This window comes from Arthrobacter terricola, assembly GCF_004354015.1.
Lineage (GTDB): Bacteria > Actinomycetota > Actinomycetes > Actinomycetales > Micrococcaceae > Arthrobacter > Arthrobacter terricola.
The window spans coordinates 25119-44427 of the sequence record NZ_SMRU01000020.1; the positions used below are offsets into that span (position 1 = coordinate 25119).

The 19309-nt window shown below is 64.7% G+C and carries 13 protein-coding genes; 8 read left to right on the top strand and 5 right to left on the bottom strand.

From position 1 onward, the window contains the following. Positions 1 to 30 precede the first annotated feature (30 nt). The gene (gene hemL / locus E1809_RS16540) at positions 31 to 1350 is read left to right on the top strand and encodes a glutamate-1-semialdehyde 2,1-aminomutase (protein ID WP_133205341.1); all 1320 of its coding nucleotides are present in this window, start codon (positions 31 to 33) and stop codon (positions 1348 to 1350) included. Between the two features lie 81 nt (positions 1351 to 1431). Further along, a complete protein-coding gene (locus tag E1809_RS16545) occupies positions 1432 to 2778 on the top strand; it encodes a glycoside hydrolase family 3 N-terminal domain-containing protein (protein ID WP_235835644.1) in 1347 nt (448 codons plus the stop codon). Between the two features lie 114 nt (positions 2779 to 2892). Here E1809_RS16545 and E1809_RS16550 read toward each other — a convergent pair whose 3' ends face one another. From E1809_RS16550 to E1809_RS16565, 4 genes are all read right to left on the bottom strand, one after another. Beyond that, the gene (locus E1809_RS16550) at positions 2893 to 3630 is read right to left on the bottom strand and encodes an amino acid ABC transporter ATP-binding protein (RefSeq protein WP_133205342.1); all 738 of its coding nucleotides are present in this window, start codon (positions 3628 to 3630) and stop codon (positions 2893 to 2895) included. Beyond that, complete coding sequence (locus tag E1809_RS16555; RefSeq protein ID WP_133205343.1) at positions 3627 to 4400, bottom strand: amino acid ABC transporter permease; 774 nt, start codon at positions 4398 to 4400, stop codon at positions 3627 to 3629. The genes E1809_RS16550 and E1809_RS16555 overlap by 4 nt, the downstream gene beginning before the upstream one ends. 12 nt (positions 4401 to 4412) lie before the next feature. After that, the gene (locus tag E1809_RS16560) at positions 4413 to 5366 is read right to left on the bottom strand and encodes an ABC transporter substrate-binding protein (RefSeq protein WP_133205344.1); all 954 of its coding nucleotides are present in this window, start codon (positions 5364 to 5366) and stop codon (positions 4413 to 4415) included. A 339-nt stretch (positions 5367 to 5705) separates the two neighbouring features. After that, positions 5706 to 6416, bottom strand: coding sequence for a 3'-5' exonuclease (locus tag E1809_RS16565; protein ID WP_133205345.1), 711 nt, complete (start codon positions 6414 to 6416; stop codon positions 5706 to 5708). An 87-nt stretch (positions 6417 to 6503) separates the two neighbouring features. On the opposite strand from E1809_RS16565, the gene E1809_RS16570 reads away from it, so the two are divergent. The 3 genes from E1809_RS16570 (at position 6504) to E1809_RS16580 (ending at position 13917) form a co-directional block, all read left to right on the top strand. Then, the gene (locus E1809_RS16570; protein WP_133205346.1) at positions 6504 to 6920 is read left to right on the top strand and encodes an MGMT family protein; all 417 of its coding nucleotides are present in this window, start codon (positions 6504 to 6506) and stop codon (positions 6918 to 6920) included. Between the two features lie 89 nt (positions 6921 to 7009). Continuing rightward, positions 7010 to 10381, top strand: a complete 3372-nt coding sequence (locus E1809_RS16575) for an ATP-dependent helicase (RefSeq protein ID WP_235835651.1) — start codon at positions 7010 to 7012, stop codon at positions 10379 to 10381. Beyond that, positions 10378 to 13917, top strand: coding sequence for an ATP-dependent helicase (locus E1809_RS16580; RefSeq protein ID WP_133205348.1), 3540 nt, complete (start codon positions 10378 to 10380; stop codon positions 13915 to 13917). The genes E1809_RS16575 and E1809_RS16580 overlap by 4 nt, the downstream gene beginning before the upstream one ends. 74 nt (positions 13918 to 13991) lie before the next feature. Here the strand turns inward: E1809_RS16580 and E1809_RS16585 are convergent, their stop codons facing one another. Continuing rightward, positions 13992 to 15371 (bottom strand): macrolide 2'-phosphotransferase, encoded by a 1380-nt coding sequence (locus tag E1809_RS16585; protein ID WP_133205349.1) that lies wholly within the window; start codon positions 15369 to 15371, stop codon positions 13992 to 13994. 145 nt (positions 15372 to 15516) lie between these two features. Here E1809_RS16585 and nudC point away from each other — a divergent pair, with 145 nt between their 5' ends. The 3 genes from nudC to E1809_RS16600 are packed head-to-tail and all read left to right on the top strand — an operon-like array spanning position 15517 to position 19294. Continuing rightward, a complete protein-coding gene (gene nudC / locus E1809_RS16590) occupies positions 15517 to 16503 on the top strand; it encodes an NAD(+) diphosphatase (RefSeq protein ID WP_133205350.1) in 987 nt (328 codons plus the stop codon). Beyond that, positions 16500 to 18635 carry an ATP-dependent DNA helicase UvrD2 gene (locus E1809_RS16595; RefSeq protein ID WP_133205351.1) on the top strand — a complete coding sequence of 712 codons (2136 nt, stop codon included), beginning with the start codon at positions 16500 to 16502 and terminating at the stop codon, positions 18633 to 18635. The genes nudC and E1809_RS16595 overlap by 4 nt, the downstream gene beginning before the upstream one ends. Beyond that, complete coding sequence (locus tag E1809_RS16600) at positions 18632 to 19294, top strand: M48 metallopeptidase family protein (RefSeq protein ID WP_205754222.1); 663 nt, start codon at positions 18632 to 18634, stop codon at positions 19292 to 19294. Before E1809_RS16595 ends, E1809_RS16600 begins: the two co-directional genes overlap by 4 nt. Positions 19295 to 19309 lie beyond the last annotated feature (15 nt).

Below are 19309 nucleotides of genomic sequence, written 5' to 3' on the forward strand. Positions count from 1 at the left end.
CCTGCCACAATCCCTGAAAGAATGGACACCATGACTTCACACACCCCTGTTTCCGACCAGCTGTTCGACCGCGCCCGGACCCTGATGCCCGGCGGCGTCAACTCGCCGGTACGTGCCTTCGGCTCCGTGGGCGGTACCCCGAAGTTCATGGTTTCCGCCCAGGGCCCGTACTTGACCGATGCCGATGGACGCCAGTACGTGGACCTCGTCTGCTCTTGGGGACCGGCCCTGCTCGGCCACGCCCACCCGGCGGTCCTGGAAGCGGTCCACGCCGCCGTCGACCGTGGATTGTCCTTCGGGGCTTCCACTCCGGACGAGGCGAACCTCGCCGCGATCGTGAAGGAGCGGGTCTCCGCCGTCGAACGCATCCGCATGGTATCCACCGGCACCGAAGCCACCATGACGGCAGTCCGCCTCGCCCGCGGCTTCACGGGACGCAACCTCATCGTCAAGTTCGCCGGTTGCTACCACGGCCACCTCGACGGTCTTCTGGCCTCCGCCGGCTCGGGCCTGGCCACCATGGCTCTTCCCGGTTCGGCCGGTGTCACCGAGGCGGCCGCTGCCGAGACGCTCGTTCTTCCCTACAACGACCTCGACGCCTTGGAAGCCGCGTTCGCAGCGCACGGCGACAAGATCGCCGCTGTCATCACGGAGGCAGCTCCCGCCAACATGGGTGTGGTGACACCGAACGAGGGCTTCAATGCGGGGCTGTCACGCATCACCCGCGAGCATGGCGCCTTGTTGATCCTGGACGAGGTCCTGACCGGTTTCCGCACCGGCTACGCGGGCTATTGGGGCCTGAGCGGTCGCCAGGAAGGCTGGGTACCGGACCTGCTGACCTTCGGCAAGGTCATCGGCGGTGGAATGCCGACGGCGGCACTCGGCGGCCGTGCCGACGTCATGGATTACCTTGCCCCCCTCGGGCCGGTGTACCAGGCGGGGACGCTGTCCGGCAACCCGGTGGCGATGGCCGCGGGCGTCGCTACCCTGACCCACGCGACTCCGGAGGTGTACAGCTACGTGGATACCCGCTCCACGGAACTTTCGACGGCCCTTTCGGCGGCACTCGACGCCGCCGGCGTGGACCACTCGATCCAGCGGGCAGGGAACCTCTTCTCGGTAGCGTTCGGCACCTCGGCCAATGGCGTCCATAACTACGCGGATGCCCAGGCACAAGAGGTCTTCCGGTACGCACCCTTCTTCCACTCCATGCTGGAGTCCGGCGTCTACTTGCCGCCGTCGGTCTTCGAGGCCTGGTTCCTCTCCTCGGCCCACGACGACGCGGCCATGAACCGGATTCTGGACGCACTGCCGGCGGCGGCCAAGGCCGCAGCCGAGGCGACTGCCTGAACACAGGCATTCCCCTGAGGTAAGACGGCCTGCTCCTTGTAAGCGTTAATGCGGTCAGCGTGAATGCGCAAGGAGCGGGCCGTGGGCAACGAACGAGTCAACAAGGCGATGGTTCCCCTGCGTAGGTCTTCGAAAAGCACGTCTTCGAAAATTGCATCGCTCCTGCTGGCGGCCTTCACGGTTGCCGCCCTTGCCGGCGTCGCGCGCTCGGATTCGGTGGACGTCGCCACGACGCCGGCGGCCGGGTCTGCTTCCCGGGCCCCGAGCGCCTCGCAGGCGCCGTCGAAGGGAACGATTCCGGACGGAACGGTAGCCGATCCGCTTCCGTTCCGTCGGACGCAGTCTCCTTTCGCCGTTCCGGCCCCACCGCATGACCCGCCACCGCCACTGCGTCAGACGCCGGAGCAGGAACTCGCTGCCCTGACGCTCGAACAGCGCGTGGGCCAGTTGTTCATGGTCGCAGCGAAGGCCGACGGAAGCGATGCCGCCACCGTGGGCCGCCTGCTCGATAACCACATCGGCAACGTGTACCTCGCCGGACGCAGCCAAGCCGGCGTTGCCGCGACGGCTGGCGTCGTGGACCGGCTCAAGGCGGCAGTGTCTCCGAGCTCTTCCCGCGGCATCCCGTTGTACGTCGCCACCGACCAGGAAGGCGGCGCCGTGCAAGTGCTCAGCGGGCCCGGTTTCCAGCAGATTCCGCCGGCCTTGGCGCAAGGCAATGCGGACCCTGCGCAGCTTCGCTCCGACGCCCGGACGTGGGGTTCCCAGTTGCTGCAAGCCGGCGTGAATATGGACCTTGCACCAGTGTTGGACACTGTTCCCAGCCCCGGGTTTGCGCCTTCCAACAAGCCGATCGGTGCCTTCCAGCGCGAATATGGATTCACGCCCGCGGCCGTGTCCGGGCATGGGAACGCGATGGCCGCCGGACTGAGGGACGCCGGAGTGGTCCCCGTAGTGAAGCACTTCCCGGGAATGGGCCGGGTCAGCCTGAACACAGACGTCAGCGGCAACGTCCACGACACCGAGACCACGCGTACGGACCCGTACGTGGCTCCATTCAAAACAGCGATCGACGGCGGCGTGCGCTGGGTAATGGTGTCGAATGCCTACTACGACAAGATCGACCCGGACCATGTCGCCCCGTTTTCGCCCGCCATCATGCGAACCATGCTGCGGGCCGACGACGGCTTCAGTGGGGTCATCGTTTCCGATGACCTGTGCAACGCCGTGCAATTGTCCCCATGGAGCATGGGGGACAGGGCCACCAATTTCATCGGTGCCGGCGGAACCATGGTCCTCTGTGCCGATCCGGCCGCGATACCGGAAATGTATGGGCAGGTCCTGCAACGGGCGTCGAGCGATCCAGGGTTCCGAAAGGACGTGGACGACGCCGCCCTGACCGTCATCCGCGTGAAATCCGGGAAGTAGCGGGATCCCCGGAAGCTAACTGGACCCCCGGACGCGAAAAATCCCCGGTGTTCCTGGTCCTCCCTCGCAAGGGAAGACCGGGAGCACCGGGGATTTCTTTGGCGCTTCGGAGTATTAGAGCACGTCCGAAAGGAAGCCTTTCAAGCGCTCGGTCCTCGGTTCCGTGAAGAGTTGCTCGGGTGATCCTGACTCAACCACCAAGCCGCCGTCCATGAACGTCACGGTGTCCGAAACATTCCTGGAGAAGCCCATTTCGTGCGTCACCACAACCATCGTCATGCCGCCCTGTGCGAGGTCCGTCATGAGGGCGAGTACGCCCTTGACCAATTCCGGGTCCAAGGCGGAGGTTGCTTCGTCGAAGAACATGACCTCGGGCTTCATGGCCAAGGCTCGGGCGATGGCCACGCGTTGCTGCTGGCCGCCGGAAAGGTTCGCCGGGCGGGCGTCAGCTTTGTGCTTGAGCCCGACGAGGTCCAATTGGGCCAAAGCCTCGCTGCGGGCCTGTTCCTTGGACATGCCCCGCAGCTTTCGCAGGGCCAACGACACGTTGTCCGCGACGGTTTTGTGCGGGAACAAATTGAACTGCTGGAACACCATGCCGATGCGTCGGCGCAACTCGTCCGGGTTGTCCTTGAGCACCGAACGGCCATCCAACAGGATGTCGCCCTTTGCAGGTTCGATCAGCCGGTTCATGACCCTCAGCAGCGTGGACTTGCCCGAGCCGGAGGGCCCGATCACGGAAGCCGTGGTGCCCTTCTCGACGTGCAGGTCAATGCCGCGCAGCACGTGGTTCGAACCGAAGGACAAATGAATGTTCTTGGCAGTCAGTGTTCCGGAGGCGAACTCGCTCATGCTTGGGCTCCCTTCCCGACGACGGCTGCGGCCTCGTCCGGTTCCTTCTTTTCAGGCCGTCCCGTCCGCAAGCGGCGGTCCAACCAGTTCACGAAATGCGTGAGCGGAATCGTCATGACCAGGTAGAACAATCCAGCTGCCACGTACGGTGACAGGTTGCCGCTTGTCGCGGCAAGGTCCTTGCCGATCTGGAAGACTTCCCGTTCGGAGGCCAGAACTCCAAGCACGAACACGAGCGACGAGTCCTTGATCAGGGCGATGAACTGGTTCACGAGCGCCGGCAGGACCCGCCTGATGCCCTGGGGCACGACGACGAGGCGCATGGAAGCGCCGTAGCCGAACCCGAGGGCGCGGGTTGCTTCGAGCTGCCCCTTGTCGACGCTTTGGATTCCGGAGCGGAAGATCTCGCCGATATAGGCGCCCGACATCAGGGCAAGCGCGGCAACCGCCAACGGGTACGGACTGGTTGAGCCTGTCAGTTGGCGGATGATCGGGCCGAAGCCGAGGCCGATGACCAGGATGGTGAGCACAGCCGGGAGACCGCGGAGGACGTCAGTGTAGATCCGGGCAATCCACCGCGCGACCGGATTCCGGGAGATCCCCATGAGGGCCAGCACCATGCCGATGAGCGTGCCGATAATACCCGACGTGACGGCCAGGACAAGCGTGTTCGGCAAGCCGACCGCGAACATCTTGGGGATGACTTCGCCCATCGCGTTCCAATCGAGGAACGTTTCGCCGAGTTGTTTGAGGATTTCCTGGAGATCCATGGAGCGCCGGGGTTACTTGGCCGGGATCTGGACGGCCTTGCTGCCCGGCTTCCAGCCCTGCGGGGTCTGCTCAGCCGCGGTCGGGCGGTCCTTGTACCATTCGGCCGTCAGCTTGCTCCACGTGCCGTCGGCGATCACGGCGTCAAGGCCGGAGTTGAGTGCGTCGATCAGGGCCTGGTTGTCCTTGTTCACGGCGTAGGCAGTGAAGTTCTGGGTGTTGACGACCTTTTCGGCGATCTTGGTGTTGTCGCCGTCCTTGACCTGGCCGGTGGCCTGCTGGGACGGAGCAACCCAAGCGTCAATCTGGCCGCTCTTCACATTGGCGTACACGGTGTTGTAGTCCGGGAAGCGGACGGGCTCGAGCTTAAGCGTGTTGGTGACGTAGTCGTCCTGGACCGTGCCTTGGACAACGCCGATCCGTACGCCGGAGTTGAGGTCCGCGAAGCCCTTGACCTTGGAGTCCGTCTTGGTGACGACGGCCATGTAGCCGAAGTCGTAGCCGTTGGTGAACCCGACCGTCTGGCGGCGCGTGTCCGTGGTGGAGATCGAGGAGGATCCGACGTCGAATTGCTTGTTCTTGACCTGGGAGAGCAGCGCGGAGAAGTCGGTGGACGCGAACTCGACCTTCAGCCCGAGCTTGGCGCCGATGGCGCGCAGGAGTTCGTTGTCGTAACCGGTGAACTTGCCCGAGGGATCGATGAAGATGTTCGGCGGAGCGTCGGACAAGGTGCCGACGCGCAGGGTTCCGTCGGTGATGAGGCCCAGCTTGGACTTGTCGATCTTGTCGAGGGGGGTGACGTCCTTGGTGGTGTACTTGTCCAGCGTCTTCTGGTCGCTGCCTTGGAGGGCGTCGGTAGGCGAAGCGCTGCTGGCGCTGCCCGAACCGCCGCCGCATGCCGCGAGGGACACAGCGAGGACCGCGGCCACGGGGACAGCAGAGAACCACTTCAGGGCTTTGATTTTCATCAAGCAAATCACTTTCATCGGGGAACATACGTTCTTAGCGAGGCGGGCGGGGAACGCGGCCGAAGCAGCTTTGGCCGCAATATCAGAACTCGACCCGCCAAACTTAATTATGTCACCACGTTATTCGACCCCTGTGAGGCGACGATTCGCGAAAGAAAAGCTTCGAACATCGAATAAAGTTCACTGATTCCCGCTTGCCGCGCATAATCCGGAGCGTCGAAATGGGCAGGCGTGGAATAGATGACTGACGCCCAGCTTGCTTTCAGCTTCCAGCGGGCAATGTGACGTACGTCCCACCATGTGGACGGCGGGAAAATGTCCGGCTCGTGGACGGCGTTCCTAGAAGTCGCCGCGGCTTGCGTCTTGCGGCGGAAGCACGGGCCAATCACCCTCAATAACAGCCGTGGGCTTGCTTCGGCGGAGGTAGCTCTGGAAGTCCGCCGCCTGCGCCGCCGCCCAATCGACCTGGAGGTGGTGGAGCTGGGAAGCAGGCATGTGGAGCTTCGGGAACTTGCCGGCCATGGCATCCAGCACACGCAGGGTAGCAAGGGCGTCAGCGGCAGAGGTATGGGCGTTGTCCAAGGTCACGCCGTATTCCTCGCACAAGGCCGTCAAGGTCCTCTTCCCCTTGCGGAAGCGGTCCACTTGCTTGTTCATGACGTAGGGGTCCAACACCGGGAACCGGGTCAACTGCGGGACACCGTAACGGGCGGATTCCGCTGCCAGGACCGTGAAGTCGTAGCTGGCATTGAACGCGATGACCGGGACGGCGTCGTCGAAAAGTTCCTGGAGGGCCGCGGCGACTTCGCGCGTGACGTCCGCGGCCGGACGCCCTTCGGCCCGGGCCTTGGCCGTGGTGATTCCATGGATTTCGCTGGCTTCCTCCGGGATCTCCACGCCAGGATCGGCCAACCATTCGAGCTCCTTGATGACCCCTCCCTTATCATCCACCACCGTGATGGACGCCGTGACGATCCTCGCGGAGCGCGAGTTGCGTCCAGTGGTTTCGAGATCGAAGGCGGCGCGGGGGAGGGTGTTCCAGGAGCTCATGCCACCACGCTACCGGCGGCCTAGGACAAGATAAGGCCCGACACTCCCGCTGCTACGAACCTCACACGATGCCGATACGCTGGAAGGATGCGGACGGAGTTTGTGACGGCGGTTTTGGCTGTCGTGGATCTCATGCCGCCCGGTGTAGCGGTGGCTTACGGGGATATCGCCGAGCTTCTTGGCTCCGGCGGACCACGCCAGATCGGATCCGTCATGAGCCATCACGGCAGCTCGGTCGCGTGGTGGCGGGTCCTCCGCGCGAGCGGCGAAGCTCCGCCCGGCCTCGAAGCCGAGGCATTGCGCCACTACGTGCAGGAAGGGACGCCCCTCCACGGTGATTACGCCGGATATCTCCGGACTGGCGAAGGCCGCTGGCGTGTTGACCTCACCCTTGCGCGGTGGGCTCCGAGCGACGACGATTTCGACGCGATCGATGCCATCTCCGAACGACTCGAACGCCAGCTCCATAAATTGTCAGTGCCCGATGATGAAATGACTGTGTGAGTCGATCAGCAGCACCCCCAGTAACTCCACAGGAAAAGCAACAGGAAACTTCGCAAGCAACAGCCCAGGCACCGGCCGGTACGGCCAGGCTGCGGTTGCTTCCGCCCCGCGAGGTCAAGCAGGTGGCGCCTGTGCTGTCGGTCGACCAAACTGCCGTCGTCGAACTCCCGCACGGTTCTGGCCCGGTACTGGTACCGGGCGCTCCAGGCACGGGCAAGTCCACCGTCCTGGTGGAAACCGCCGTGAGGCGCGTACAGCGGGACGGCGTGGATCCGGAGCGGATCCTGATCCTAGCGCCAGGCAGGCACGCGGCGTCGGCGCTCCGGGATTCCTTTACGGGCCGCCTGGACCGCAGTTTGAGTACGACGCCGGCACGCACCTGGGCGTCGTACGCTTTCGATCTGATCCGGCGCGCCAAGGCCGAAGGCATACTTCCGCTGCAGCGCCCGCCGAAGTTGCTCTCGGGCCCCGAACAGGACCTCATCATCAAAGAACTCCTCGAAGGACACCAGCTGCCGGGCTTCGAGCTTCCGTGGCCTAAGGATTTGTCCGCGGCACTGCCGACGCGCGGCTTCCGGCAGGAGGTCAGGCAACTTTTTGACCGCATCATCGAATCCGGGCGTACCGCCGACGATCTCAGGTCCCTGGCTTACGAATGCGGGAGGCCGGACTGGATCGCCGCGGCGGACCTGTATTCGGAATACCGCGACGTCCTGGACTTGAGGATGCCCGAGGCGTTCGACCCCGCCGGCATCATCACTGCGGCACGGCAGATTTTCCAGGATGCGCCGGAGTTCCTCGCGGCTGAACGTGACCGCCTACAGCTGATCCTGGTGGACGATGTCCAAGAAGCGAATCCGGCAGTCTTCGAGCTCCTCGCGGACATTGCGGAAGGCAAGGATGTCTTGGTTGCGTCCTCTCCTGACACCGTGGTCCAGGGGTTCCGTGGTGCCCGTCCGGACCTCGTCGCGGAACTGCCGTCCCTCCTCGGCGGAATCGACGGCAAAGTCCTGGAGCTTCCCTTGCGCCATACCCACCGCCATCTTCCCGCGCTCGCCGATGCCTGGACCGGCGTGGCAGAGAGGATTTCCCAGCGGGCTGGTGGTCAGCTTGCCCGCCGCTTGGATCCGATTCCTGTTAGTGCGGCACCCGATAACGCGGCACCCGATAACGCAGCACTCGTGGACGCTGCCGGAGTTGAGCAGCGGCAGGGCCGCGTGGAGGCACACGTCCTGCCGTCTGCGGTCCACGAATTGCGCTACGTCACACAACGCATCCTGGAAGCGCAGTTGCGGGAGAACCGCGCCTTCGGGGATATCGCGGTGATCGTCCGCAACGGCGGACAACTTTCGCAATTGCAACGCTACTTGGGCGGCCAGGGGATTCCCGTCCGGGTCCCGGTCGCCGATTCCGCAGTCCGCGACGAAGTGGCTGTCCGTCCGTTATTGGAAGTCTTCGGGGTTGTGCTCGATGCCGGGAAGCTGACGCCGGAACTGGCCGTTTCCCTCCTGACGTCAAGGATCGGGGGCGCTACGGCCATCGAGCTGCGGCGGCTCCGTCAATCGTTGCGCCGGGAGGAATTGCTGGGTGGCGGTGGGCGGTCCAGTGATGCTTTGCTCGTGGAAGCCCTGGTGGAGCCCGGGGCATTGGGTTCCCTCGGCATCGAGGGTAGTTCCGCGCGGCGGCTGGCACGCGTGATTGCTGCCGGGCGCACGGCAGCCGAAGAGGCCGGCGCCAACGCGGAGTCTGTGTTGTGGGCATTGTGGCAAGCCACGGGACTGGCGGTTCGCTGGGCTGAAATGGCGCTCGACGGCGGTCCGGCCGGCGCCCGTGCGGACCGTGACCTTGACGCCATGATGGCGCTGTTCCACACGGCTGAGCGGTATGTCACCCAGCTTCCGGGTTCCGGTCCGGAACAGTTTTTGGAGTACCTGCTCAGTCAAGAACTGCCCATGGATACCCTCGCGGCGCGGGCCCAGTTGGAGGATGCCGTCGAGCTCATGACGCCGGCCAGCGCTGCCGGGAGGGAATGGCCCGTGGTCATCGTCGCCGGTTTGCAAGAAGGAGTCTGGCCAAACACGAGGCTTCGCGGTGAACTCCTTGGAAGCACCTTGTTCGCCGATGCCGTGGAACATGGAGCCGCGCATGCCCTGCAGCGCGGCGCCCTCAGCAGGCTCCGCGATATCCGCTATGACGAGCTCCGAAGCTTTTCCGCCGCTGTTTCGCGTGCCAGGGAACATCTCATCTGCACGGCGGTTTCGTCCGAAGATGAGCAGCAATCGGCGTTCCTTGACTACGTGGCGCCCCTCGAATCCGGCCAGTTCCGCCGCGACTACACACCCGTGGACCGGCCCATGACGTTGCGTGCCTTGGTTGCCGAACTGCGCCAGCGGGTCCAGCCCGACGACGCCGGACTTGCGCAACCGGCAGTCGCAGCGGAGGCCACCGAAGCTGCGCGGGTCCTCGCGCACCTCGCCACCGTCCAGCCTGCGGTCCCCGGAGCGCACCCCGATTCCTGGTGGGGACTGGCACCCCTGAGCAGCGCCGAACCGGTCGTGCCGGAGGGAGGCACAGTGTTTGTTTCTCCGTCCAAGGTTGAGACAGTGCATAAGTCTCCCTTGGATTGGTTCGTTCAGGCGGCCGGGGGAGAAGCGGCCACCGACTTCGCCCGCAGCCTGGGAACGCTGGTGCACACCATCGCGCAAGAGCTGCCCGACGCCTCAGGAGCCGAGTACATCGCCGAACTCTTGCGTCGATGGCCGACCCTTGGAATGAAGGACAACTGGGAAGGCAGGCTCGATTTCCAACGTGCGGAGCAGATGGTCCGCAAGCTGGCCCAGTACGTCATTTCCATGCGGCTTGAGGGCCGTAGCCTCGCCGGCGTCGAAGTGGATTTCGACGTTCCTTTGGCGCCGGTTTCCGTTGTTCCTTCTGCTTCGCTGGCGGCCGCAGTTTCGTCGGCAGCCCCGGACGAAAATGGCCAGCGGGAAGGGACCAGCGAGTTCCGGAATGCTGTCCTGCGTGGCCAAGTAGACCGCTTGGAAATCGATCCGGAAGGCCGCTTGGTGATTGTTGACCTCAAGACCGGCAAGCGCCAGCCGAGCAAGGCTGAACTCGAGAGGCATCCGCAACTCGGCGCTTACCAGGCCGCCGTGCTGCACGGAGCGTTCGAGCCTCCGGAAGGGGTCGACAAGCCGGCAAATCCCCAAGGGCCCGTTCCCGGAGGCGCCGTGCTGGCACAGCTCGGGACCAAGTCGAAGGCCCCGGCCATTCAAGCCCAGGACCCCTTGGAGCCGGGGCAAAACTGGGCACAGGACCTGGTAGCAGAAGCAGCCGTCCTCATGGCGGGAGCCAGCTTCGAGGCCCGCCATGATCCTTCGAAAAGCGGGCATGGCGGCCACGGTTGCCGCCTGCCCGATATTTGCCCGTTGTGCGCCAGGGGAAAGCAGGTTACCGAATGACCATCCAGACGCTTGCAGGATTCGCCCTCGGGGATGGCGTCGGCGAACCCGGGGAGCTTCCCGCGCCACGGTTTTCCCCAGGCGAATTGGCGGATATCCTGGGCGAACGCAACCGTCCCACGGATGAGCAAGCGGCCATTATCTCGTCGCCGCTCACCCCTCGGCTGGTGATCGCGGGTGCCGGCTCGGGAAAGACCGCGACCATGGCCGACCGGGTGGTGTGGCTCGTCGCCAACGGATGGGTCCGCCCTGAAGAGGTCCTGGGCGTCACGTTCACGCGCAAAGCGGCAGGGGAGTTGGCCAGCCGCATCCGAGCCAAACTGGCTACCCTTCAACGAATCGCCGCTTCTGACGATGGACGGCACGGCTTTCCGGAAGGCGTTGCCGGCTCTGACGAACTCGAACCGAAGGTCTCCACGTACCACTCGTATGCGAGCGGCATCGTTTCGGATTACGGCCTGCGCCTGGGTATTGAACGCGACGTTGTGCTGTTGGGGGGTGCACAGGCGTGGCAGCTCGCCAGTGAAGTCGTCGAAGCCTACGACGGCGACTACGAGCACTTCACCGCAGCCAAGTCGACCTTGGTCAACGCCGTTATCCAGATGGCAGGCGAATGCGCGGAGCACCTTCGGGAACCGGCTGAGGTTGAGGCCTGGCTGATGGATCGTGTTTCGGAATACGAAGACTTGCCCTATCAAGCCGGAGCTAAAAAGAACCCGACCCAAGCCGCGGGGGATCTTGGCGCCATGCTGCGGACCCGGGCCAGTGTCGCGGACATGGTAGGACGGTACCAAGAGGCAAAGAGGAACCGCGGAGTCCTTGACTTCGGCGACCTGGTGGCGCTCGCGGCGAAGATTGCGCGGGACATACCCTTGGCGGCCGCTACCGAGAAGGAGCGCTACAAAGTGGTGCTCCTCGACGAATTCCAGGACACGTCACATGCCCAATTGGTCCTTTTTTCGAGATTGTTCGGAGGAGGGCATGCCGTCACCGCGGTCGGCGACCCGAACCAATCAATCTATGGTTTCAGGGGCGCCTCGGCGGGACAGCTCTTCCACTTCGTCCAGGAGTTTCCCGTCCGCGTAGACAACCACGCCGGAACACCAGACTGGGCAACTGCACCGACGTCGTACCTGACAACCGCCTGGCGGAACGGCCGCAACATCCTGGCGGCGGCGAACGTCATTTCGGCGCCGCTCAACCAGGTGGCACTGAATGGTAAGGCCGCGGGGGACAAAGCCGACGGCGACTCCGTGACCGTACCAGCGTTGCGGCCGAGCCCGGTGGCGGTCCACGGCGATGTGATCATAGGCCGTTTTGCCACGGACGAGGATGAAGCCGGGGAGATTGCCAACGCTGTCCGTCGCTATCGCCGCACGGTTTATGAAACAGCAGCTGACGGTGCGCCGGTTTCGCCGACGGTGGCCGTTCTGTGCCGTCGTCGCGCACAAATGGAATGCCTGAGGCGGGAATTCGAAGTCCAAGGAATCCCCTACGAAATTGTGGGGCTTGGCGGACTGCTGGACACCCCCGAGGTTGTCGACCTTGTGGCCGCGCTCCGGGTCCTCGCCGATCCCGGCAGGTCGGACGCACTCATGCGCCTCCTCGCCGGCGCGCGGTGGCGAATCGGCCCCGCGGACCTCATGGCGTTCCGCGACTGGTCCCGTTTCCTCGCGAGGCGGCGCTCCCAAGGCCTGTCCACGGAGGAGGCAGCAGAGGACGACGCCGCGGCTGTCGTGGAGAGCGACATCACCGATGCCGCAAGCCTCGTGGAGGCACTGGATTTCCTGCCGCGGCCTGGGTGGACTTCGGCCGACGGCCGTTCCTTGAGCCCGGCAGCCCTTGATCGCCTGCACAGGCTGTCCGCCGAACTTCGGAACCTCCGGGGCTTCATGGGCGATGACCTCAGCACGCTGCTCGGCGAAGTGGAACGGGCCATGCTGTTGGACATTGAGGTCGCAGCGAAGCCAGGCACGAGCATCCACCAAGCCCGCCGGAACCTTGATGCCTTCCACGACGCCGCGGCAGGCTTCCTTCAGACTTCGCAGCGGGTGGACGTTTTGGCCTTCCTGAGTTGGCTCGAAGCGGCCGCCTCCGAAGAAGGCGGTTTGGACATGGCGGCTGCCGAGGTGAACCACGAGGCAGTGCAGTTGCTGACGGTCCACGCGTCCAAGGGCCTCGAATGGGATGTCGTCTTCGTCCCCGGGCTCAATGCGGGCGCCTTTCCGAGCAATCGGGACTCGCGGTGGAGCAGCGGCGCCGCGGCTTTGCCCTGGCCGCTCCGGGGAGACCGCGCGGACTTGCCCCAGTGGGATCTCGACCAGCACGACCAGAAAGGTTGGCTGGACGCGGAAAAGGAATTCAAAGCCGATGTCCAGTACCACGGCGAGGCCGAAGAGCGGCGACTCGCGTATGTAGCGTATACACGCGCGAAATTCGTTCTGTGGGCCTCCAGCGCCGCGTGGAATGGATCGCGGGCAGGGATCGCGGAAACGTCGCCGTTCCTCGCAGAGCTCGCACGGCTGACGGGTGAGCCCGGCAACGGATCTGCCGGCGGCACGGTTGCTGTTGTGCACCCCCAGTCCTTGGAGGAAGACGCCCTGCCCACGGAGAGTCCGTTGACTGTAGGTATGGAAGTCGCGCTGTTCCCCTACGATCCCCTTGAGGGTCCCAGCGATCCTCGGACAGGGGAACGGCTCCGCCTCGTCCGCGGTCGTCGCGTCGCCATGGATGCCGCGGCCGCCCGGGTCAGGTCCGCCATTGAGCAGCTGCTCCCGGATTCGCCCCTGGTCCTTGATGCTTCGGCGGAGGGAGGGAGCGCCGTCGACGCCGGTTCGTCGGGTCGTGAGCCCCTCCGCGGCGCCGCGGCAGGCTGGGCGGAGGAAGCAGCCCTCTTACTGGATCGGCAACTGCGCAGGAAGCCGGTCCAGGATGTTCACCTGCCCGGACACATATCCGCCTCCATGTTCGTCGACCTCGGGGACGACCCCTCCGCCGTCCTGGCACAGCTCCGGCGCCCCGTGCCGCGGCAACCCGGTGTCTCGGCCCGCAAAGGCACGGCTTTCCACTCATGGGTGGAGGAGTACTTCGGGACCACCGGCATGCTGGACCTCGACGAAATGCCCGGCTCCGACGCCCACATCGATGAAGCCTATGGACTGGACGAGATGGTTGCGACGTTCAGGTCATCAGAGTGGGCACATCGCGCTCCGGCCTTTGTGGAGGTTCCCGTTGAAACCAGGATCGGCGACGTCGTGGTGCGTGGACGGATCGACGCCGTCTTCCGCGGGGCTGACGGTACGTGGGAGCTCGTGGACTGGAAGACGGGACGTCGTCCGGCAGGCCGGCAGCTGAAGACGCGTTCCGTGCAGCTTGCCGTCTACCGCCTTGCATGGGCGCGGCTCAAGGGTGTTCCGTTGGACCAGGTCAGTGCGGCGTTCTACTACGTCGCCGACGACGCCGTCGTCCGGCCGCACGACCTCGGGAGCGCCGGAGAGCTGGAGGAGATCATCGCCTCGGCACTGGGCACTGCATAGGAAGTCCCGACCGCCTGACAGAGGAGGGCGCCCTGCGCGAAAAGCCTGGGCGTCCTCCCAGGCTGAGCCCACTCCTATGCGTCTTTTGCTTCCTGCAGATACTCGGAGTCCACGACTTTGAGGGCCGTGGTCGAGGTGTCGTCCGGTTCGCCCGCAGCGGCAGGCTTCGCGTCAACGTCATCGGAGGCAGGACCGGATGAAGTGGACGGTCCGTCCTCTTCCAGGCTCTCCACCGTGACCGGAGGGATTACCGGCTTCTCTTCAGTGCGATCGGCCGAAGCGACCGGTTCTTCGGCCTCCGGTATGGCTGTCACGGTCACTGCGGGTTTCGTCGGATCGCTTTGAACGGCAATGGAAACGGCAGGACCGGAAGGAGCCGAAGATGCAGAGGCCGGCCCTGTAGAGGCCGAGCTTGGAGCCGTCGATGTTGCCGCGGCATTCGGCGCTACCGGAGGAACGGGAGGAACCTGCGTAGGCGGTGTCCCGGGCGGCGGCACGGAAGCGGCCGCCATGGCCGCGGCTTCTTCAGCAGCCAGTGCATTCTGTTGTTCGATATCGTCGGCGAGTGCTTTGAGCATGCTTTCGGCTTCCGCGGTCATTTCCTGGTGGCCCGCGGCGATGGCCTTGACGAGGTATTGCGCCAAAGCGAATTCGGCGAGCAGGGCGGAACGGCGCAGCAAGTGGCTGTCCGGGGCATCACGTCGGGCTGAGGTGTAGTGCCGTAGTACCGACTCCACGAAGGTCTGCTCATTGGAGGCCACGAGCCACGCGAAGTCATCGGCCGGGTCGCCAATGCGCAGCTCGGTCCAGCCCGTCAGGGCTGTGACGTTATCGCCGTCGATGAGGAGATTGTCTTCATGGAGGTCGCCGTGGACCACGCAGGGGTTGAAACGCCACAACGCCACGTCCTCAAGCGCATGCTCCCACCGGCGCAGCAAGGCGGACGGGATTTTTCCAGTGGTTGCGGCCTGATCCAGTTCGTTGAGCTTGCGCTGCCGGAATTCGTTGGCGGTGTAGCTGGGGAGATCCGCGTTGTTGACGATCGACTGGGGCAGGTCGTGCACGGCGGCCAAGGCGACGCCGATCTCCTTGGCCAAGGCATCATGGCCGGCCGATAGCTCTTCGATGCTGCGCGTCGCGCCCGCCAAGTGAGCGTAGACGAAAGTGCTGAGGGCGCCCTGGCGCACCGTTCCGGCTACAGTCGGCATCAGGAAGGGCAACTCTGCCCGGATTGCCGGCGCAAATGCCCTGAGGATCAAGAACTCGGTTTCCAAGCGCGCACTGGCTTCGGGGTGGCGGGGCGATCGGACACGCCATCGTTTGCCTTCCGAGTCCAGAAGGAGCGCCGAATCGAAATCGGCAGCATCATCCGGCGCGGACGCGGCGGCCGTCGGCGTCAGGCCGGGCACCGCCGCAGTTGCAATAGCGGCCAGTTCGAACGGTGTTCTTCTCACGTGTTCCACGGTAGATTGACTGGCGGCTATGGGGGCGATGCAGCGCGGCGAGTCTTGAGATCCGCGAGAAAACAGGTATCCCAGCAGCTTGTCCGCCTCCTGGAGGCAAATGTCATTTGTCGGTGGGAGTCAGTACGGTAGATACATGAGTTTCACCGAGTTCCGGGCCCCCGCAAATCACCTCATTGACACCGTTCTTCCGGTACGTCCGGCCGTGGTTGACCGGGGGTCGGCTGACCGGATGAAGCCAGGCATGGTCCAGGACGTGATCGCTTCGGGCAACGCCAAGGCCATGGTGTTGTCGCAACGCCAAGCCCTCATTCTCGACGACAAGCTGTGGCTCGGCGACGCCCAAGCCCTCGCTGACTCCCTTCAAGGGGTTGCCGGGCAAGTCACGGCAATCTACCTGGGCCGCACGCTGGCGCCGTCCTCGGTTCCTGAGCGGACGCCCATAGTCCTTTTCGTCTCCGACGAGCAGCCGGTTCCCGGATCCGCGGGGCTGCCGACTGACGGATCGTGGACAGGGTTCCGGGAGATCGCCGCGCGCCTCGACGCCACGGAGACCGCCCTGTTCGTTGAGGCGAGCGCAATCTCCAATTGGCACGCTACGCACACCCATTGCCCGCAGTGCGGCACTCCCACCGCGATTGAAGCCGGGGGCTGGGTCCGCCGGTGCCCGCGCGATAATTCCGAGCACTACCCACGGACGGATCCCGCCATCATCGTCACGGTTGTCGGCTCGGACGGCAGGGTGCTGCTGGGCGGAGGCGGTCCGGCAAACGCGAAGAATTATTCAACCCTTGCGGGTTTCGTGGAGCCTGGTGAATCGCTGGAGCAGGCCGTGGCCCGCGAAATCCTGGAAGAAGTCGGGGTGAAGGTCACCGCGTGCCAGTACCTTGGCTCCCAGTCGTGGCCGTTCCCGGCTTCGCTCATGCTCGGGTTCACTGCTTCCACGGACGACGTCGATGCACGGCCCGACGGCGTCGAGGTCACCCGGGCGCGCTGGTTCAGTCGTGAGGAAGTCCAAGCGGCGGTGCTGAGCGGCGAGATCACGGTTCCCACGAGGCTCTCGATCGCCCGGTCCCTGATCGAGCACTGGTACGGCGGAGTCATCGAGGATCTCCAACAGTGACCGAGGTGATTTTCAACGGCTCCGGCACGCTCGAAGAGCGCATCCTTGGAGGCCTCGATGCCGAACAGCGGGAGGTCGCCAGCAACCTCAAAGGACCGATGTGCGTCCTCGCCGGAGCCGGGACAGGGAAGACCCGAGCCATCACGCACCGCATTGCCTACGGCGTCCATTCAGGCGTCTATAGCCCGCAACGCCTCCTGGCTGTCACTTTCACGTCCCGGGCCGCGGCCGAAATGCGCAGCCGGCTGCGGGATCTTGGAGTAGGTAACGTCCAGGCCCGCACGTTCCATGCCGCGGCCCTTCGCCAATTGCAGTTCTTCTGGCCGCAGGCGATCGGCGGAGTTCTGCCGAACCTGCTCGACCACAAGGCCAACATGATCGCCGAGGCCGCACGGCGCCTCCGGCTCAGCACCGATCGCGCGTCCATCCGTGACCTTGCCGCCGAAATCGAGTGGGCCAAGGTTTCGATGTTGACGCCGGCCAACTACCTTGAAAATGCCCAAGGGCGTGGCACTCCCGGCGGCTTCGACCTCACAGCGGTGTCGAGGGTCTTCCAGTCCTATGAGGACGTGAAGACCGATCGGAACGTGATCGATTTCGAGGATGTCCTCCTGATCACGGTCGGCATTCTCCAGGAGGATCCGAAAGTCGCGGCCACCGTCCGCGAACAGTACCGGCACTTTGTAGTGGACGAGTACCAGGACGTTTCCCCTTTGCAGCAGCGGCTCCTTGAGCTGTGGCTGGGCGGACGCGACGAACTCTGTGTCGTCGGTGACGCGAGCCAGACCATTTATTCCTTCACGGGGGCGTCTCCGAAGCACCTTCTCGGTTTCAAGGCCCAGTACCCCGAAGCGAGTGTTGTGAAGCTCGTCCGGGACTACCGCTCCACCCCGCAAGTGGTGAAGCTCGCCAACGACCTCCTGGGTTCCCGGCGCAGCGGCGGTCCTGCTGCCGACGCTGCCTGGGCGAAGCCGCTGCAGCTTGTGGCACAAAGCGCCGGCGGGCCGGAGCCGCGGTTCATGGAGTGTCCTGACGACGAAGCGGAAGCCGCAGTGGTTGCCGGCCGGATCAAGGAGCTGATCGACGCCGGTGTCAAACCGAGTGAGATCGCAGTCCTGTTCCGCACCAACGGGCAATCCGAAGCGTACGAACAAGCCCTTGCTTCCGCGGGTATCGGTTACCAGCTGCGGGGCGGCGAGCGATTCTTCGCCCGCAAGGAAGTACGGGACGCCATCCTGCAATTGCGGGCTGCCACACGCGCAGTGGCGGAGGATTCCACCAAGGAGCCGCTTGGCCAATTGGTGCGGGACATCGTGGCTTCCCTGGGCTACACCGACGCCGCGCCGCACAGCGGGGGCGCCTTGCGTGAACGGTGGGAGTCGCTTGCGGCTTTGGTATCGCTGGCAGATGAGCTTGCTTTGAGCCGGGGCGCCGGTTTTACCTTGGTGGAATTCGTCAACGAACTCCAGGAGCGTTCCGTCGCCCAGTTCGCACCCACGGTTCAAGGCGTTACCTTGGCGTCGCTCCACGCGGCGAAGGGCCTTGAGTGGGACGCTGTGTTCCTGGTGGGATTGAGCGAAGGGCTCATGCCGATTTCCTTTGCCGATACCCCGGGAAGCGTCGATGAGGAACGTCGTCTGCTGTATGTGGGAATCACCCGGGCACGCGAACACTTGAGCTTGTCCTGGTCCACCGCACGGACTCCCGGTGGTCGGGCGAATCGGAAGCCGTCGCGGTTCCTCGACGGGCTGCGCCCGGATTCCGTCCTCGGCGCCAGTGCCCGCAGCCGCGCGGTGCCGCGGCGCAAGGTGGCCGCGCCGGCGTCGTGCAGGGTGTGCGGGACCATGCTTGCGACGGGAGCCGAGCGCAAGGTGGGGCGTTGCAGTCAATGCCCGCCCTCATACGAGGAACAGACCTTCGAGGCTTTGCGCCAATGGCGTAAGGAAGAAGCCCTTGGCAACGACGTTCCTGCCTATGTTGTGTTCACGGATGCCACATTGACTGCCATCGCTGAGGCGCGGCCGGCGTCCCTTGAGGAACTGGCGAAACTTGCCGGTGTGGGGCCTTCGAAGCTTGAAAAGTACGGCGAAGCCGTCCTGGCGGTCCTGGCTGAGAGCGAGGCTTCCTCGTGACTCGGCGCGCGCCAAATTCAGCCGGGGGAGCCAGCGCCCAACCACTGACAACGCATGACGGGGCGCCCGTCGTCGTTCGCCGCTCGGCGAGGCGTCGCCGGACCGTGGCCGCCTTCTGGGAGGACGGGAAAGCGGTCGTAGCGATCCCCGCCCACTTTTCGAAGGCGCAAGAGGGCGAATGGGTCCGGCGGATGCTGGACAAGCTCAAGCGCCAAGGCGAGAAGCAAGCCGGAGGCGGCGGCAATGGCCGACGGACAGGCGACGTCGCCCTTGCAAACCATGCCGCGAATTTGTCGGCGAAGTACCTGGGCGGACGGGCTGTTCCGACGTCGGTCCGCTGGGTAAGCAACCAGAAGTCCCGATGGGGCTCGGCAACGCCGGCGGACGGGACCATCCGGCTTTCGGACAAGCTCCAGGGCATGCCGTCCTGGGTGGTCGATTACGTGTTGCTCCACGAATTGGCCCATCTTCTCGTGGCGGGACACAACGCCGGATTCTGGCGGCACTTGGACGCCTACCCTGAGACCGAACGCGCCAAGGCCTTCCTGGAAGGCGTGGCGTTTGCGACGTCGCGCGGCTTGGACCGCGAGCTAAGTGGTGGGGGAGACGAAAGCGGCGCCGGTGCACCAGCCGAGGCCTGGGGCACCGACGCCGACTAAGCGCTTCCGTGCGAT

Bases quoted from the DNA above. Each gene is read 5' to 3' on its own strand.
- hemL (WP_133205341.1), top strand. From the start codon at position 31: ATGACTTCACACACCCCTGTTTCCGACCAGCTGTTCGACCGCGCCCGG.
- E1809_RS16550 (WP_133205342.1), bottom strand. From the start codon at position 3,630: ATGAGCGAGTTCGCCTCCGGAACACTGACTGCCAAGAACATTCATTTG.
- E1809_RS16555 (WP_133205343.1), bottom strand. From the start codon at position 4,400: ATGGATCTCCAGGAAATCCTCAAACAACTCGGCGAAACGTTCCTCGAT.
- E1809_RS16560 (WP_133205344.1), bottom strand. From the start codon at position 5,366: ATGAAAATCAAAGCCCTGAAGTGGTTCTCTGCTGTCCCCGTGGCCGCG.
- E1809_RS16565 (WP_133205345.1), bottom strand. From the start codon at position 6,416: ATGAGCTCCTGGAACACCCTCCCCCGCGCCGCCTTCGATCTCGAAACC.
- E1809_RS16570 (WP_133205346.1), top strand. From the start codon at position 6,504: ATGCGGACGGAGTTTGTGACGGCGGTTTTGGCTGTCGTGGATCTCATG.
- E1809_RS16580 (WP_133205348.1), top strand. From the start codon at position 10,378: ATGACCATCCAGACGCTTGCAGGATTCGCCCTCGGGGATGGCGTCGGC.
- nudC (WP_133205350.1), top strand. From the start codon at position 15,517: ATGAGTTTCACCGAGTTCCGGGCCCCCGCAAATCACCTCATTGACACC.